The 15,454-nt window shown below is 48.7% G+C and carries 19 protein-coding genes; 8 read left to right on the top strand and 11 right to left on the bottom strand.

Annotation, left to right across the window (positions count from 1 at the left end):
* Positions 1–3: 3 nt before the first annotated feature.
* Positions 4–1,020 carry a LacI family DNA-binding transcriptional regulator gene (locus tag EE896_RS19460; RefSeq protein ID WP_008924491.1) on the bottom strand — a complete coding sequence of 339 codons (1,017 nt, stop codon included), beginning with the start codon at positions 1,018–1,020 and terminating at the stop codon, positions 4–6.
* Positions 1,021–1,423: 403 nt separating this feature from the next.
* Here EE896_RS19460 and EE896_RS22700 point away from each other — a divergent pair, with 403 nt between their 5' ends.
* A complete protein-coding gene (locus EE896_RS22700; RefSeq protein WP_003848268.1) occupies positions 1,424–1,618 on the top strand; it encodes a hypothetical protein in 195 nt (64 codons plus the stop codon).
* 472 nt (positions 1,619–2,090) lie between these two features.
* Here EE896_RS22700 and EE896_RS19450 read toward each other — a convergent pair whose 3' ends face one another.
* From EE896_RS19450 to EE896_RS19435, 4 genes are all read right to left on the bottom strand, one after another.
* Positions 2,091–2,345 (bottom strand): biofilm/acid-resistance regulator YmgB/AriR, encoded by a 255-nt coding sequence (locus EE896_RS19450; RefSeq protein ID WP_003848273.1) that lies wholly within the window; start codon positions 2,343–2,345, stop codon positions 2,091–2,093.
* A gap of 160 nt (positions 2,346–2,505) precedes the next feature.
* Positions 2,506–2,799, bottom strand: coding sequence for a hypothetical protein (locus EE896_RS19445; protein WP_039661719.1), 294 nt, complete (start codon positions 2,797–2,799; stop codon positions 2,506–2,508).
* A gap of 195 nt (positions 2,800–2,994) precedes the next feature.
* A complete protein-coding gene (gene ycgZ / locus EE896_RS19440; RefSeq protein ID WP_003848277.1) occupies positions 2,995–3,240 on the bottom strand; it encodes a regulatory protein YcgZ in 246 nt (81 codons plus the stop codon).
* A 245-nt stretch (positions 3,241–3,485) separates the two neighbouring features.
* Complete coding sequence (locus tag EE896_RS19435) at positions 3,486–3,824, bottom strand: hypothetical protein (protein ID WP_231001642.1); 339 nt, start codon at positions 3,822–3,824, stop codon at positions 3,486–3,488.
* Between the two features lie 399 nt (positions 3,825–4,223).
* On the opposite strand from EE896_RS19435, the gene EE896_RS19430 reads away from it, so the two are divergent.
* The 4 genes from EE896_RS19430 to EE896_RS19415 are packed head-to-tail and all read left to right on the top strand — an operon-like array spanning position 4,224 to position 7,664.
* Positions 4,224–5,138 (top strand): metal ABC transporter substrate-binding protein, encoded by a 915-nt coding sequence (locus EE896_RS19430; RefSeq protein WP_039661716.1) that lies wholly within the window; start codon positions 4,224–4,226, stop codon positions 5,136–5,138.
* Positions 5,135–5,950, top strand: coding sequence for a manganese/iron ABC transporter ATP-binding protein (locus EE896_RS19425; RefSeq protein WP_008924494.1), 816 nt, complete (start codon positions 5,135–5,137; stop codon positions 5,948–5,950). Before EE896_RS19430 ends, EE896_RS19425 begins: the two co-directional genes overlap by 4 nt.
* Positions 5,951–5,952: 2 nt before the next feature.
* Complete coding sequence (gene sitC / locus EE896_RS19420; protein WP_008924495.1) at positions 5,953–6,813, top strand: iron/manganese ABC transporter permease subunit SitC; 861 nt, start codon at positions 5,953–5,955, stop codon at positions 6,811–6,813.
* Positions 6,813–7,664: a metal ABC transporter permease gene (locus tag EE896_RS19415; RefSeq protein ID WP_003854336.1), complete on the top strand. Its 852-nt coding sequence runs from the start codon at positions 6,813–6,815 to the stop codon at positions 7,662–7,664. Before sitC ends, EE896_RS19415 begins: the two co-directional genes overlap by 1 nt.
* A 210-nt stretch (positions 7,665–7,874) precedes the next feature.
* Here the strand turns inward: EE896_RS19415 and EE896_RS19410 are convergent, their stop codons facing one another.
* The 3 genes from EE896_RS19410 to EE896_RS19400 are packed head-to-tail and all read right to left on the bottom strand — an operon-like array spanning position 7,875 to position 9,580.
* Positions 7,875–8,702, bottom strand: a complete 828-nt coding sequence (locus EE896_RS19410; RefSeq protein WP_039661714.1) for an MBL fold metallo-hydrolase — start codon at positions 8,700–8,702, stop codon at positions 7,875–7,877.
* A gap of 13 nt (positions 8,703–8,715) precedes the next feature.
* Positions 8,716–9,042 (bottom strand): hypothetical protein, encoded by a 327-nt coding sequence (locus EE896_RS19405; protein WP_039661712.1) that lies wholly within the window; start codon positions 9,040–9,042, stop codon positions 8,716–8,718.
* Positions 9,043–9,046: 4 nt separating this feature from the next.
* A complete protein-coding gene (locus EE896_RS19400; RefSeq protein ID WP_003854331.1) occupies positions 9,047–9,580 on the bottom strand; it encodes a hypothetical protein in 534 nt (177 codons plus the stop codon).
* A gap of 152 nt (positions 9,581–9,732) precedes the next feature.
* Between EE896_RS19400 and EE896_RS19395 the strand changes: the two genes are divergently transcribed.
* Positions 9,733–10,641 (top strand): LysR substrate-binding domain-containing protein, encoded by a 909-nt coding sequence (locus EE896_RS19395; protein ID WP_003854328.1) that lies wholly within the window; start codon positions 9,733–9,735, stop codon positions 10,639–10,641.
* A gap of 294 nt (positions 10,642–10,935) precedes the next feature.
* On the opposite strand, the gene EE896_RS19390 is transcribed toward EE896_RS19395, so the two are convergent.
* Positions 10,936–11,424, bottom strand: coding sequence for a DinB family protein (locus EE896_RS19390; protein WP_003854327.1), 489 nt, complete (start codon positions 11,422–11,424; stop codon positions 10,936–10,938).
* 267 nt (positions 11,425–11,691) lie between these two features.
* On the opposite strand from EE896_RS19390, the gene EE896_RS19385 reads away from it, so the two are divergent.
* Both EE896_RS19385 and EE896_RS19380 read left to right on the top strand, forming a co-directional pair.
* Positions 11,692–12,606 (top strand): alpha/beta hydrolase, encoded by a 915-nt coding sequence (locus EE896_RS19385; protein WP_110411882.1) that lies wholly within the window; start codon positions 11,692–11,694, stop codon positions 12,604–12,606.
* Between the two features lie 371 nt (positions 12,607–12,977).
* Positions 12,978–13,559, top strand: coding sequence for a DUF6886 family protein (locus tag EE896_RS19380; protein ID WP_140915906.1), 582 nt, complete (start codon positions 12,978–12,980; stop codon positions 13,557–13,559).
* Positions 13,560–13,768: 209 nt separating this feature from the next.
* On the opposite strand, the gene EE896_RS19375 is transcribed toward EE896_RS19380, so the two are convergent.
* The gene (locus EE896_RS19375) at positions 13,769–14,065 is read right to left on the bottom strand and encodes a hypothetical protein (protein ID WP_008924502.1); all 297 of its coding nucleotides are present in this window, start codon (positions 14,063–14,065) and stop codon (positions 13,769–13,771) included.
* A 398-nt stretch (positions 14,066–14,463) separates the two neighbouring features.
* Positions 14,464–15,369 (bottom strand): LysR family transcriptional regulator, encoded by a 906-nt coding sequence (locus tag EE896_RS19370; RefSeq protein ID WP_105099594.1) that lies wholly within the window; start codon positions 15,367–15,369, stop codon positions 14,464–14,466.
* Between the last annotated feature and the right edge of the window lie 85 nt (positions 15,370–15,454).

The following is a 15,454-nucleotide window of genomic DNA, read 5'->3' as shown; positions in this document are numbered from 1 at the left end:
ATGTCAGGTTGTCATGTTATATCGGGTGATAATATTGATTTTTGAGTAGGGTGCAGGCGGTTCGGTTTCGGGTATAAAGCCATGAAAGGCCAGCAGGGTTCGGAAGGCGTGCAGCGCATCGAGCTGTAAATTATGCTCAATCAGCGCATCAATTTTACCTGCCTGAAGCAGGTCGCAATTTTCCTGATCGAGATCGTGACCGATAAACGCATTTACAGGGCGCTTCTGTTCTTCAAACGCGCGCAGTATGCCGGGATTGCCGCCGCCCACGGTGTAAACGGCATCCGCGTCCGCATGGCTCCGCAAAAACGCCGTTACTGACTGATGCATCCTGTCATCAATACCATACCCGCCAGCCAGCACGCTCACCTGATGCTGAGGCGCAAACTGTTGCATCGCTCGCTGAAAACCCAGAATTCTTTCCTGTTCACCAATGAAATCGTGACTACCGGTCACTGCCACGATATGCGAGCGACTGACTCGCAACCATTTTGACATCAGAAAAGCTGCCACCTTGCCAGCATCAAAGTTGTCCATGCCGATGTAACGCAGACGCGCGCTGTCGGGTAAGTCACTCATCATGGTGACTACCGGAATACGCTGCTTCAGCATCAATTCAATAGTGGGATTAAGCTCGCCAGAGCAGGCCGCTTTCAGAATGACACCGTGGCTGTAAAGCGCTTTTTTATTTAGCAGCGCGTTAATCGCTTGTGCCGTAAGATTCGCACCAAAGTGGAAGCGCAGCTGAATTTTAAAGGCAGCAAAGCTGGCGATCTGACTGCTGAGCGCTTCTCGTATCAATGGCTGAAAGCGATCAGGCGTATGCATGATCACGTCGAAAAAGAGTGTTCTGCCTTTTGCCAGCCCCGCCTTTTGCATCAACTCCAGGTCCGCTATTGCCTGTTGAATTCGGTGCAGCGTTCGGGCATGAACGTTACCGCGCTGATGGAGAGCACGGTCAAGGGTTGCGAGGCTAAGTCCCGACTGGGCAGCAATCTGTTTCAGGGTAAATTTAGCCATGTGCTACTCGGGATGCCGGCGAATGAAAGTAGTTTTATCACACTGCGGGCTGTTTTCGGATGGTGATTTGACAATCGCAGTTCAGGATATTCCAGACCCTCAAGCCTGCGGCGATTCGAGAGAACATTTTTTATAATCAGATTCTGCCGGGCTTCTGTTTTAGGGATAGGGCGCTTTGGTTAAGGTCAGTCACAGTGAAATTAGATTACGGCGATGATAACCCCATTTTAGCAATTTATAAGTTAAGGGTTACAGCGGGCAAATATAAAGCAAGATAATATCCCGTGAGTGTATAAATAGTAACCTCTTTGCCGCTTCGCTTATATTTTTACAAAAACCACTTTTTTGTTTTTTACCTCCTGCTAGTGATAGACTGTATATGCATACACTGTCGGGAGGTCGTGTGAAGTACGACAACGATAATGAAATCCGTGCGCTGGTTGGCGCGGTAGTTAGTGATTTGATCAAGGCGGGAGAGCCAGTTCATTTTCACGATATTACGGACGCTCTGTTCAGACTGAGCGAAGAAACCCGTGACAGCAGGCTTAAATCACTGTGTCAGGAAGCGATAGCCTTTTTCACCCGCAAGATGCATTGAGGTTGATGGCGCCGGTTTTTGGCGCCATCCCTGACGCCTGTCCTGTTCATTCACCGGCATCGATTCACTTCAGCGAGAATAAGGTGCCCGAAATCCGTTTTCTGATGATTATGGCTGCCCCTGGTTTTGATCTTCAGGATCATATAAAACGCTTTCTCACCTTCTGAAAAATATAAATCAAAAAGGCTATTGAGATTGCTGGCCAGAGAAAATGGCAAGGGTTTAATTACTGAAGCGGTAATCTGCTCTGTTATCGTTATTATTTTCGGAAAGCTTATTTTCGTCAGGAAATAGGTTTAACGGTAATCATTAATATGAAGTTCCTGCAACATCACTGGACGCACTCTTTTTACAGGTCGATTATGGGAAATAAAATCGTGAGAAGGGAGAAGGAGAATGACGCAGGGAAATGAATGAGAATTAGCGGTTCGACAAGCAGTTAACCTGACCTGCGTTACCGCAGGTCAGTGAATCAGAAGCCGGTATCGTCAGGTGTTCGGCCAACAACGATTTCCAGCGTTTTACGCAGCACATCCATTCTGACCACATCGGAGGTGCATTCAAGTTCAGCAATCAAATAAAGGATAATCGCTTTATTCGTTACGCGCCCCTGGTCGGCCACAATGTCACGAATGACACCGCCCAGCAGTTCTGTTTCAGGAGCAAGTAAATCGCCTTCGCTACGAAAATAATCAATGATGGTTGAATCTGATGAAGAGTGTTGCATGATTTTTCATTCTCTGAAGAAAATTAGTCAGAAGCAATGTGAATAGTCAAAACGAGTGTAGACGCTGTTTTCGTTTTGCCCAACCAGCCGTAAAACATTTCTTTTTCAGGCTGCCGCTTCGGTTAAACTAGCCGCGTAATTCAGGTATCTAACCCTTCAATCAGTGTTTTTTCGAACCATCGGGCGGGCCATCGCTGTTCATGCGATGTGACTTATTATCACGCTCAGCGCTGTCACCCTTAACGCGTTTGCGCGCAGCAACCATGCCATTACGGACTTCAGTGATGGCTTTACGAATAACGGTTACTTTTTCACTGTCATCAGCATCCGCAGCCATGAGTTCAAGCTGTTCTATCAGGGCATTACTGGATACCGATTTGTCTGACTTGAGCAATGTCAGGACGGCTTCACCTATCATGACATCTGTCAGTTTCTCATCTTCACTTCTGTACATACTGGCTTCTCTGATTGCGAATCAATGGCCATGCTGCGGGTCCGTATCTCTCTGCAGGTGCGAAGAGATGCACCTGATACGGGAAAGCAGTACTGGGCTTTTTAACTAGGGTAAACCATCCTGGCGGCGTGACTAAATCGGGCATCCTGAAAAACTGTAATGACTATCACTGGCGACTATCAATCCGTGTTTGCATTAGCTTTCACGACGGAAAAGCAATGCAATGAGCTCGTGCAGATGACGCTCTTCTTCAGGTGTTGCGGCAAGTTCAAGGCGTCGCAACAGTTTACTGCAAATCGCTTTACGACTCAGGCTATGCCCTGCACGCAGAATTTCCACAACAACTGAGCCCAGCGTCTCCTGTTGCGAAGGGGAGTTAGCCTGATTGAAGTAATGGGCAATATCGCTAATTGCTTCAGGGGCTTGTCCGTTCTGGCGCATGTGGGTGTCCTCAGGTGGTTAAAATGTATCGCTCACAGGTTGTGCAAGTTATACATCTTTAGAATTCTTGTACAGAATTTTGGGTTTTTGAGGTGAGTTTTTTTGTGCAAAAAGTGCTTATTGATTTAAATCAATTAGTTAAGAGAGTGTGTGGTGGGGGGAAATTGTACCAAATACCTGTACGGTTTTCACTGCTAAAGTGCTCCGACCTGTACAGGCAGGTCGGTAAACAGGCGTGGGTAAGGTTAATGCTTCAGGAAAATGTCATCCGCGGAGAGCGGGTCAGCAGGTTCTTTACCAAATGTTGTTGATAACCAGTTCGCGGGGCTGGTGCTGCGGGAACCGATAGTTTTGAACCCCATCAGCCATTGACGCGCATGCTGTATCTGCTCAAGACGATTATCATTCACTTCAGATCCAGCCATCACTTTTAGCTCATTAATCAAAAGTTCAACGTTCACTTCCTGACCGGCATTAAACAGGTTCATTGCAGCTTCGCCAATGATGACATTCGCTTTTTCGTCGCTGGAAAAATACAAAATATCCTCCTGTGTGATTGCGGTAAGTAACATTAACTGTAGCAAAAAAATTCACGAAACTTAATCAATTCTACCTATCAATAATATTATTTTAATCGTTGAGGGTTGCATGTGTCATGCCTGTGCAATTCGCTAATACACCTGCCTCTGTTAAATGCGCAGGGTGATTGCTTTTATCCTGACACGTTAATCGCTTCTGCATTTATTTTTGCTGGCGTGAAAAAGAAGAGAGTCGCCAGATAAATTCACTGTGCACGCGTTCATGAAATAAAAAAATTATTGTATATCAATAAAATAAAGCAACTTCTTACAGAAATTGACATCCAGGCTTCACAACTGAAGAAACTTCACATCCACGCGCTACCTCAACGGTATAGCCTGTGCTATAAAGAATAGCCTATGCTAATTATGCTCTTTTCTTAATCAACTCTGGAGACCGCTCTGATGACGACAGTAAAACCAATAGCCACCTTGTTACTGAGTGCTCTGCTGACTCTGGTGACGGCTGCCAGTTGTAATGCAGCAGAAAAATTTAAGGTTGTGACAACGTTTACGGTCATTGCTGACATGGCGAAAAACGTGGCGGGCGAGGCTGCTGAAGTCACTTCCATTACTAAACCGGGTGCTGAGATACATGAATATCAGCCTACGCCCGGCGATATTAAGCGTGCCCAGGGTGCGCAGCTCATCATGGCAAATGGGCTGAATCTCGAACGCTGGTTTCAGCGCTTCTACCAGCATCTGGATGGTGTTCCGGAAGTCGTGGTCTCTGCTGGTGTAGAACCAATGGGAATTAGCGAGGGGCCCTACAACGGAAAACCAAATCCTCACGCGTGGATGTCCCCGGACAATGCACTGATCTATGTCGATAACATTCGCGACGCACTGATGAAATATGACCCCGCTAATGGGGATATCTATCGTCAGAACGCAGCAGCCTATAAGCAAAAAATCACCGCAGCGCTGGATCCATTACGGCAACAGATTGCCGGGATTCCAGCGGATAAGCGCTGGATGGTCACCAGCGAAGGCGCTTTTTCCTATCTGGCACGTGATCTGGGTATGAAAGAACTCTATCTCTGGCCTGTTAATGCTGACCAGCAAGGCACGCCGCAACAGGTAAGAAACGTCATTGATCAGGTGAAAAAAAATGCAATTCCGGCGGTGTTCAGCGAAAGCACGGTATCGGATAAGCCCGCCCGACAGGTCGCCAGGGAAACCGGTGCGTATTACGGTGGCGTGCTCTACGTTGACTCACTGAGCACCGCTCAGGGACCGGTGCCGACTTATCTTGATCTGCTTAGCGTCACCACAGAGACACTGGTCAAGGGCATTAAAGCGGGGGAGAGAGCAAAATGACCGATACCATCGTGGTTTCTGATGTCACCGTGACCTATCGTAACGGTCACACCGCATTGCATGGCGCCAGTTTCCGCGTACCCGGCGGATCGATTGCGGCATTGGTAGGCGTGAATGGCTCAGGTAAGTCAACGTTGTTTAAAGCGCTGATGGGTTTTGTCCGGCTTGCCAGCGGCAGCATCTCGGTGCTGGGTATGCCGACGCGCCAGGCACTGCGCAAAAGTCTTGTAGCCTATGTGCCACAGTCGGAAGACGTGGATTGGTCTTTTCCGGTGCTGGTTGAGGATGTCGTCATGATGGGGCGCTACGGTCATATGGGCCTGCTACGCCGGCCTAAACCGCACGACCAGCAGATTGTCAGCGAGGCGCTGGCGCGGGTCGATATGCTTGACTACCGCCATCGTCAGATCGGTGAGCTTTCTGGCGGGCAAAAGAAAAGGGTATTCCTGGCACGCGCCATTGCCCAGCAGGGCAGCGTTATCCTGCTGGATGAGCCGTTTACCGGCGTGGACGTTCAGACAGAGGCCAGAATCATCAGTCTGCTGGGTGAGTTGCGCGATGAAGGCAAGACCATGCTGGTTTCCACACATAATCTGGGGTCCGTTACCGAGTTCTGCGATTACACCGTCATGGTTAAAGGCACTGTTCTGGCCAGCGGCCCGACCCGGACCACCTTTACTGCCGCAAACCTTGAGCGCGCATTCAGCGGCGTACTGCGTCATGTCATGGTGAAAGGGCTGGACGATCAGATCATCACTGATGACGAACGGCCTTTTATTGCGCCTCGCACGACACGTGAAGATGGGAACTGACCATGGAACTGCTACTGGAGCCTTTTGGCTATCACTACATGCTCAACGCGATGTGGGTCTCCGCTATGGTTGGCGGACTCTGCGCATTTCTCTCCTGCTACCTCATGCTGAAAGGCTGGTCGCTGATTGGTGATGCCCTTTCTCACTCTATCGTGCCGGGTGTTGCAGGCGCTTACATGCTGGGGCTGCCGTTTGCGCTGGGGGCATTTCTCTCAGGTGGTCTGGCGGCGGGCAGCATGCTGCTGCTTAATCAGCGCACCCGATTAAAAGAAGATGCGATCATCGGTCTCATCTTCTCTTCATTCTTTGGTCTCGGGCTGTTTATGGTGTCGCTCAATCCGACAGCCGTGAACATTCAGACAATTGTGCTGGGCAATATTCTGGCGATTGCGCCCGCGGATATCCTTCAGCTGGCGCTGATTGGCGGACTGTCGATCATCATACTGCTGTTTAAGTGGAAAGACCTGATGGTCACCTTTTTTGATGAAAATCACGCACGCGCCATCGGATTACGGCCTGAACGCCTGAAAGTTCTGTTTTTTACGCTGCTGGCAGTCTCAACCGTGGCGGCGCTGCAAACGGTCGGCGCGTTCCTGGTGATCTGTCTGGTGGTAACACCGGGCGCAACGGCGTGGCTGCTCACCGATCGCTTTCCGCGTCTGCTGATGATTGCCGTCGCGATTGGCAGCATCACCAGTTTCCTCGGTGCATGGGTGAGTTACTACTTAGATGGCGCAACGGGCGGCATCATTGTGGTGGCGCAGACGTTGCTGTTCCTGCTGGCGTTTGTGTTTGCGCCGAAACATGGCTTGCTGGCTAACCGGCGTCGCAGCTGCCAGCAACCTGATGAGGAGCCTGGCTGATGTGGATTTTAGAACCTTTCCAGTTCGCTTTTATGAACAGTGCGTTACTCATCGCGCTGGTGGTAGCCATCCCCTGTTCGTTGCTGTCAGTATTTCTGGTGCTGAAAGGCTGGGCGTTGATGGGCGATGCCATGAGCCATGCGGTGTTTCCCGGCATTGTGCTCGCCTGGATGGTGGGGCTGCCGCTGGGGGTGGGCGCGTTCGTCGCGGGTCTCTTCTGCGCTGTCGCCAGCGGTTTTTTGCAGGACAACAGCCGTATCAAACAGGATACGGTGCTGGGCATCGTCTTCTCTGGCATGTTCGCTGTGGGGCTAATCCTGTATATCGCCGTGAAACCTGAAGTGCATCTCGATCACATTCTGTTTGGGGACATGCTGGGCATTACTGGCGCGGATATTTTTCAGACATTTGTTATCGCAGCGGTCATCGTAATGGTGATTGCGGTGAAGTGGCGTGACTTCATGTTGTTCAGCTTCGACCCGCAGCAGGCTCAGGTCTCTGGCTTACCGGCGCGCTGGCTGCATTACGGGCTGCTCTGCATGGTTTCATTGACCATTGTGGCGACGCTGAAAGCGGTGGGGATTATCCTGTCAATTTCTCTGCTGATAGCACCTGGCGCTATTGCGGTGCTTCTCACCCGTCGTTTTTCGCATGCGTTACTGGTGGCGGTCGTGGTTTCGGTGTTGGTGTCGCTGAGTGGGGTTTACCTCTCGTTCTTTATCGACAGCGCCCCAGCGCCAACGATCGTTGTGTTGTTTGCGCTGGTGTTTGTTGTGGCGATGGTGGTAGCGGGGCGAAAATCCCGGCAGCTGGCACGTCTTACACTTCGCGAAGGCGGCCGGGCTGGGTAAGATGCTGACCACGAAGAAAGGAGTAAGGCACTGATTTGAGTGCAGGCTTCCCGTTCTCATCAGGCTAAAATCTATCTGAAGTGACTTTATGTGAATAAGGTCACTTTTTATTTTGGAGAAACTTTTGGGGGCGACCTACCCTGTGCCAGAAGCGGACATTGATGATATTGAACGGTCTTAAACATGGGTGTGCTCCTCAGGCATATCTGCTTATTCATCTGAATAGAAGATGCGGTATGTACTCCCATCCCTGTGAACACGGGCAAATCCTGCCTGATTTAAATGCATGCCTGCAATGAGCAGTTTCTCGCTGACCGCTTGTTCCATTATTTTTTTACGTGTCTCCCCGGCCTGAGCAGGATCGACGTCGAATAAAATTGAAACAGCCGGTTGTGCTGACTGAATATGCGGGTAGTGGACAATATCACCCCATATTAATAATCTCTCATTCCCGGAATCGATGCGAAAACCGGTATGCCCAGGCGTGTGGCCTGGTAAAAATACTGGAAGAATCTCTTCGGCTATTTTCCCACCGTTGAAAAAGCGGATGTTTGGGGCATAAACATTTAAGGTTTGCCGTACCAGCAAAAAATTACGCTGCCCGCGCTCATTCGCCATTTCGCGTTTTTTATCATCCCGCCAGTACTGCGCTTCGAGAGGGTGCAGAATAATTTCAGCGCATTTAAAAACCGGCTCTTTTTCAGCATCGAGCAGGCCTCCAATATGATCCGGATGGCAGTGCGTTAATAAAACGGTATCCACGTCATCAGGGCGGACGCCCAATGCAGCAAGATTTGCCATAAGGTGTCCCGGCGCGCCGGGGCCAGCATCAACCAGCATCACCCGTCCACGGCCGCGAATAAGGTAACAGTTAATATGGATATCACCGGGTTTATCGATTCCGGCACGGTACTGAATAGCGTCCGCATCAGCGTTTTCAATACCTGATAGCAGCTCCAGACTGGCATTTATCGTGCCGTCACTTAGCGCGGTTATCTGAAAATCGCCAACCTGGCGGAACGGAAAAGGATTGATCATCACGACCTCGGGGTCAGTTGCGGGCGAAAAGGTGTTCTGCTTGTGAGCCAAAGCAGCGTATTCGGGCCGTCAGACCAGAGGTGTGTTGGGTGACAACATCCAGTTCTCGCATAAAATTCTCCATCACTTCAGGGGTTCTCAATGTTGTCAGCCGATAAAAGAGCTCGGCGTACACCGGCTGCCCACAGCCCGGTTTTACAACAATAAAAATGATATGCACATTTTCGCGGTCTGCGCCGAGGATGTCACAGCAGAGGGCGCTGCATGCGTCGGTAAAATCGCAGAGATTTTTGAACCGGTCAGCGTGGTTTTCAGAAAAATAAAAAGTCAGATTAGGCATGATGTTATCGCATCCCTTTTTCAGTGCTCTGCAATTGCGGAATAAGGGACTCGTAGAGGTACACTCCGGGCATATCCATGAAGGGCGAAGCAATTTCATAAGGCAGGGCATAGATAACGCGATGTAAAGGTGATTTATCCAGCGCCACCGCATCCATTTCAAGTCCGTGATAGCCCAGCTCGGTCTCCAGGACGTCAATTGTCTTAGTGCTGATAAGCAGAATCTCATCGGCAGAGAGCCCTGGGATCAGGCCTTCGCCGGCATACAGGTTACGATGCCAGTCAGTAATGAAGGCCTGCCAGCGGGAGAAATTACCGCCTCCTTTTAAACGGTACTCCTCACTGCTGAGCACCTCCGCATCATTGACGGTGTGAATAGCAAGATAAGCAGGGCAGCCAGATTTGAGAGCACGAAAACGTTGAGAGGTAGTAAAGCCAGTAACAGAGATTAATGCGGGTAACTTTTGTTGGCTGTAAAACGCATTCCAGTCAGCCTCGCTTTCAGCATCGTTATATGAACACTCTACGGTATAGAACATCAGCCCATCTCCACATGAGTTATCAACGCAAGCAAACAGGTTTGCTCAATGATTTTTCATCATGCTACAAGCTGGTTTAATCGCTTAAAATCGATAATATGTCATGTGTCAGTGATATTTAGTCACTAAAGGCAAGAGCAAAGAGCTTTTATATGCGCAGAAAAATACCCAGTAGTGCGTCGCTTCAGGCTTTTGATGCTGCAGCGCGACACGGAAACTTTGCCCGGGCGTCAGAAGAGTTATCCTTAACAGAAGGGGCGATTAGCCGTCAGATTGCGCGCCTGGAAGCGTTGCTGAACTGTAAACTGTTTGACCGTGTGGGAAGCCGGGTAAAACTTAATCCGGTCGGCGCGCGCTACGCGCATCACGTGCGTGAAATCCTTGAGCGCCTTGAAAGAGATACGCAATACATATTGGGCCTGCCACAAGGCAGTCAAAGCCTTGATATCGCCGTCCTGCCGACCTTTGCCAGCCGCTGGCTTATTCCCCGTTTGAACAGCTTCAACGCATTGTTTCCGGCAATAACGTTAAATATTGCCGCCAGAACGGATCCTTTTATTTTGCCTGGCAGTGGTTATGATGCGGTGATTCATTTTGAGCATTCCGCGTGGGCAGGTATGCGTGTGCAATTTCTGTTTCAGGAAAATCTGCTGCCTGTCTGCCATCCTGCTTTGTTAACTGATGATGACGTCAATCAGCAATTAAATAAACTTCCGCGCATTCATCGGCGGCAGAATCCTGATGCATGGCATCGCTATGCGCAGGAGAGTGGAATAGAGCTTGATAACCCGGCGCAGGGGGCGCGGTACGATCTGCATGAAATGGCCATCGCGGCCGTAATGGCGGGGCAGGGAGTCGCATTAGTTCCTCGTATGTATATTGAGAATGAATTAAGTTGCGGCACACTTGTTTCACCGTGGCCTGCATCAGATAGCCTGAGCAAAAGATTCTGTTTAATAAAACCCACGGACACGCATATAAGTGAGCCAGCTCTAAACAGTTTTGAGCGCTGGTTGCTGGCTGAAATGAATACGCACACAAGTAACACAAAAATTTGGTGATGTCCGCTTCCCGCTCAGTTTGGATCTCCGGTCTCAGCGAAGACGTTATGTGAGTACCAGATCAACGATCTAATAATCAACATTTGCTGTGGGACGGCGATTCGCACAGGCAGTGTGGGTATAAAGTCTGTGCTGTTGAACAGATTGTATGCTGGCAATTCCGCCATAATGTTGAGAAAACTCTAAGCATTGTTTCTAACGTCTTTACCCAAAAATTATTGTTATTAAGGCTGGCTTCCTGCCAAAGCGGCCATCGAAATCGCCAGATCGTTAAAGAGCTGAAGAAAATATCTGTCAGTGATTATGATCTCTCAGGAAAACTGTCAGCACATCTTTTGGCGGAGTACCCTTGCACTCAGAAATTAACCAGCCCACCGCCCCGCGATGGTAAGAACCATGAAAGAGCATGTGATTTATCATATCTGCAGCAGTCATTTCTCCTTCACTACCATCGACAAAGCTGAACTTAATTGTTTCTTTTAAATCGGCAGGAGACATCGAACTTACGCGCTGGATATACCAGTTTATACAGTCGTTCATTTTAACTTCAAGTTCATCTGCTGAGGGTGTTTCAGGGGTGTTGAGGGCAGTGTAGCCATGCTTATGCCCCGAAATATTTGCTCTAAAGATCATATCAACCACATAAATATGGTTCATCAGTCTAAGCATCAGATGACGCTTTTCTGCATAGGCAGATTCACTGATGCCTTTAATCACCTTTAGCGTTTCAGCATCAATCCAGCGTTTAAATTTTAAGAGTGTAACCAGCGAAGTGTTGTCCATGAGTTTTTCCGTGATTTTCCTGTTCCGATAGCATATCAATTATGCACGTAATGTAGCCGAGCCTCTGATTCTAAGGCATACGTATAAACAATGCTCGCTCCTCGCAGACGTCAGCCTGACGTCAGTCCGCAGAAATGCTCCATGAGGCTCAGTAGGGGAGCGTCAAAGAACGCTTATGATAAAAGCTTTCCCTCACATACAGTACAATGTGCATGCTTGATGTTAGAACTTCACAGGCAGTGAATCTTGTTAATAAGGAATTCAAACGTGATTGATTTCGCCCGTTTTATTGAGCGCTTTGAACAGCTCAATGCTCAGTTACTTCCTCCTGCTAAAGTCATCGAAAGGCAACTCAATGGATTATATATAAGGGAATATGAGCCAAAAACGATCGTGGATGAGGTTCTCATCGTATATCACGGTGGTGGTGTAAACTCTGATGCTGGTTACGACATTCTTGCAAGACAGTTGAGCTCCGCTCTATCCGTCTATGTTTATCTCATTGATCTCCGTGGGCACGGTCGCTCAACTGGGATCCGAGGGGATGCTTCAAGCCCTGAGCAAATCTGGCAGGATGTTGATGAAGTCATCGATTATGCTCGCGCTTCTTTTAATGATGCCAGGGTTCATTTGCTTGGTCATTCCAGTGGCGGTGGCATGCTGATCAACTACTTTACGCAATATTCTCTATCGCGGAAAGTTGAAAGCCTGATTTTGCTAGCCCCAGCGTTAGGCCCTTTTTCACCCCCGAATCTGAACCGGGATTCTTCCATTACCTTTGCATCGATAAACCGTTGGAGCTTCATAATCAATGCAATGAGTGGAGGTTTTCTTTGTGGTCATTCTACGGGAGTAAGGCTTAAATTTCCCTGTGAGGTGCTCAATTCGAGGCCGGACTTCGTTCAGACTTATAGCGTTAATATGGCTAATGCCCTTACCCCTCGTAATCCAGCAAGGCAACTCAAAGCGATTTCGATTCCACTAACAATCATGCTTGCTGAGCATGACGAACTGTTTGATGTAAGCAGAATGGATGAGTTTTTCAGGAGCTGCGGCAATCCGCATTTAACCAGGCGAATTGTTGAGGGCAGCACACATCTCGAGTGTATTTTTGAGTTAACAGATATCCTGAGAGAACACTTCAGACGGCTGTCTTCAATGACGGATTATAAACATGAGTAGTTATCTTTTAAAGGGCAGAATTGCCTGATCGTCATGAGGCTAACTCATGTTTTTCCTCGTCTCGGATAACTATAATCGTCTCTCCTGCCTCCTTGAAATTTTTACATGACAATCTCCTGACGTGCTTCTCATTCTCATCTGACCAGCCCCCATCCAGGGTGACTTTATGTACAGAGGGGCATTTTTATTACAAACCTCATTATGCATCAGCAGTTATGTGCCAGAAATGGACGCTTCACACATCCAGTTTCAAAGATGATCAATATCTGCCTGCCTGAAAAATTAATTTAAGAAATCATTCATAAAGACGAAACTTTATTTATTCAATATTAGTAGTTTGGCGTGCTCGATTCATTTTAAACGGAGTCTTAATGCGTCTTTTTCATTTCAGTGATAATTCTGATATTACTCTATTTAAACCTCGCCAGTTAAGGGTTCATGTTGATCGACCTGCCGGGCAGGAGTGGTTAAACGGCTCACTGATATGGGCTACGGATGAAGCGCATGAATTACTTTATCTTTTCCCTCGTGAGTGCCCACGTATCATTTACTGGCCACGACCTGACACAAACAGAGTGGACATTGAAAAATGGATGGGCAGTGACTCCCAGGCCACGGCGATTGCCTGTATTGAACATGCATGGCTATCACGTTTTCAAAGCGGGAAAATTTACAGATATGAATTGCCAGTAGATGGCTTTGAACCAACAGGAGAGGTCGGTATGTGGGTATCTCAAAATAATGTTATCCCAACTGACTTGAAAGCGTTTTCCAACCTTGATACTGAACTTGCATTGCGCAATATAACGCTTCGGGTAATGGAAAGGCTAACGCCACTCAAAAGCGTATGGCTGACATCACTTCACGCCAGTGGGATAAGATTGAGAAACGCACAAGACTGGGGCAAGCCTGGCTGGACGCATTCCAGGCCGGGTCGCCAGATTTTTGTATAAACGTGTTACCGACAGGTAAGGCCCTTACATCGGTGATGCCTGAACATCGTTAATAGCAGACCTTAGCCTGACGTCAGTCCGCTTGATACCGTAAGCGGACCGGTAAAATGCTTTGTATCTGAGCCACGCCTTAAGGGCTGGTTGGTGGCTGCGTATTAATTTAAATGACTGAGACCGGAACACTCGTGCTGGTTCAGAACGTTACGAAGTCAGAAAAGCGATTCTTTAATGCTGATTTCATCCACGCGAAGGATTGAAGACATATCAAAGCCGTCCATGTCAGACATGAACTCCTTGCTGGTCATATATTTCTGATTTAAGGCTTCTATTTCGGCCCCTTCCTGATACGTCACTGTTGCAATGACCTGACATTCTTTCCCCAGATAAACATGATTGACATATATACCAAAGGCCGGAAGAGAGACCATGTGTCGGGGCCAGTGTCTGTGAAAATAAATTTCTGCTGACTGTCTGTCTTTGAGTGTATAGATTCTGACCTGCTTCATGATATCCGTCCCGCTGTGAGAGTTTCATTTAGAGGAAAGCCAAAGCATACCAACTCTGTTGCTGAGTAATTAGCAAAAGACTGCATTTCGCCCTTACCCGACATTGTTCCCGCACGTGATGCAAACGCCATCCTTCGTTACATATCGAATGTCACTACTTACTTTCTAACAGACCCAGGCCAAAAGACCCGAAACGCCGCTTCTGGCGGTTCGGCGAAGTTAAGCTGTCTGCCAGTTAGCGTAATCAGGCCAACGTCCCGGTATGCCGGAGAGCTTAAGGTGGCGGGAGATCTATTCTGACCGCCGCGGTGTGCCGGAAGAGGCCACCGGTGGCTTAAGCTGCAGGGATATTGTCTGGAGCAAACCAGCCGCTGCCAGAAAACTTTATCGGGGAATACTTAGCTGATTTCATCTTTTGCAAAACCAGCCTGTAGTCTTTTCAGTATGACACTCATGCCCCTGCTGACAATCCGATCCTCTCGCATTACTGTCCCCAGAGTTCGATGAAGCGAGGGCGTCACAGAGTAAAGACTCAGACCCTGCCTTTCATCAATATTTGCAACAGACATACGGGGAACGATGCTGTAGCCCAGGCCGCAACGTACCATCTTTTTAATGGCCTCAATACTGCCAAGCTCCATCATGGGGCTGACAGTTAGCCCGGCATTATGAAACCATTCGTCGATCAAGGCGCGTGTCCCGCTCCCAGGTTCAAAAACAATCAGCGGCAGTGACAAAAGGGCATCGGGAGACAGCGGTTTCACGCTCTGATCTGGTGCATCCTTTTCCATGATCACAACAAACTCATCAGTGCCCAGCGGGCTTACTCTCAGGCATTTGCCGTTAGCTGGAAGTGTTACAAGCCCAATATCTATACGATTCTCCTCCACGCTCCGGACAATATCGGAAGTATTGCCCGTGCGGACGTCTACTTTTAGCAGAGGATGTGCCTGTCGCAGCTGCTGCAGTACGGGAGGCAGAAGATGAATACAGGCCGTTGCCCCCATGCCGACAGTAACGGTGCCGGTTATGTCGTCTGAGTGCAGAGACACTGACTCAATGGCTGTATTGATTACTGAATCAATTTTTATACAGTGCTCAGAAAAAGTCAGCCCCGCTGGAGTGGGTCTTATTCCCCGGCTGGTTCGCTCAATCAGGCGGACCTGGAGTGTCTGCTCCAGCTGTCTTATCTGCAGGCTGACAGCAGGTTGTGAGAGTCCGAGAGCGTCTGCTGCGCCAGAGAAACTGCCCCGGCTGATGACCATCCTGAAAGTCGTAAGGTGATCCAGGTTCAGGTTTGCCATGTCAAAGTTTTCCTTATACCGCTGATAAGTCCCGCAGTCTGACTGAAATTATTTACCCGGGTTAGTCTTTGTTTCTCAGAAGAAA

The sequence above is a fragment of the Pantoea eucalypti genome (genome assembly GCF_009646115.1).
Taxonomy (GTDB): Bacteria; Pseudomonadota; Gammaproteobacteria; order Enterobacterales; family Enterobacteriaceae; genus Pantoea; species Pantoea eucalypti.
The sequence above is the reverse complement of the archived record's forward strand: the minus strand, read 5'-3'. Positions and strand labels throughout refer to the sequence as shown.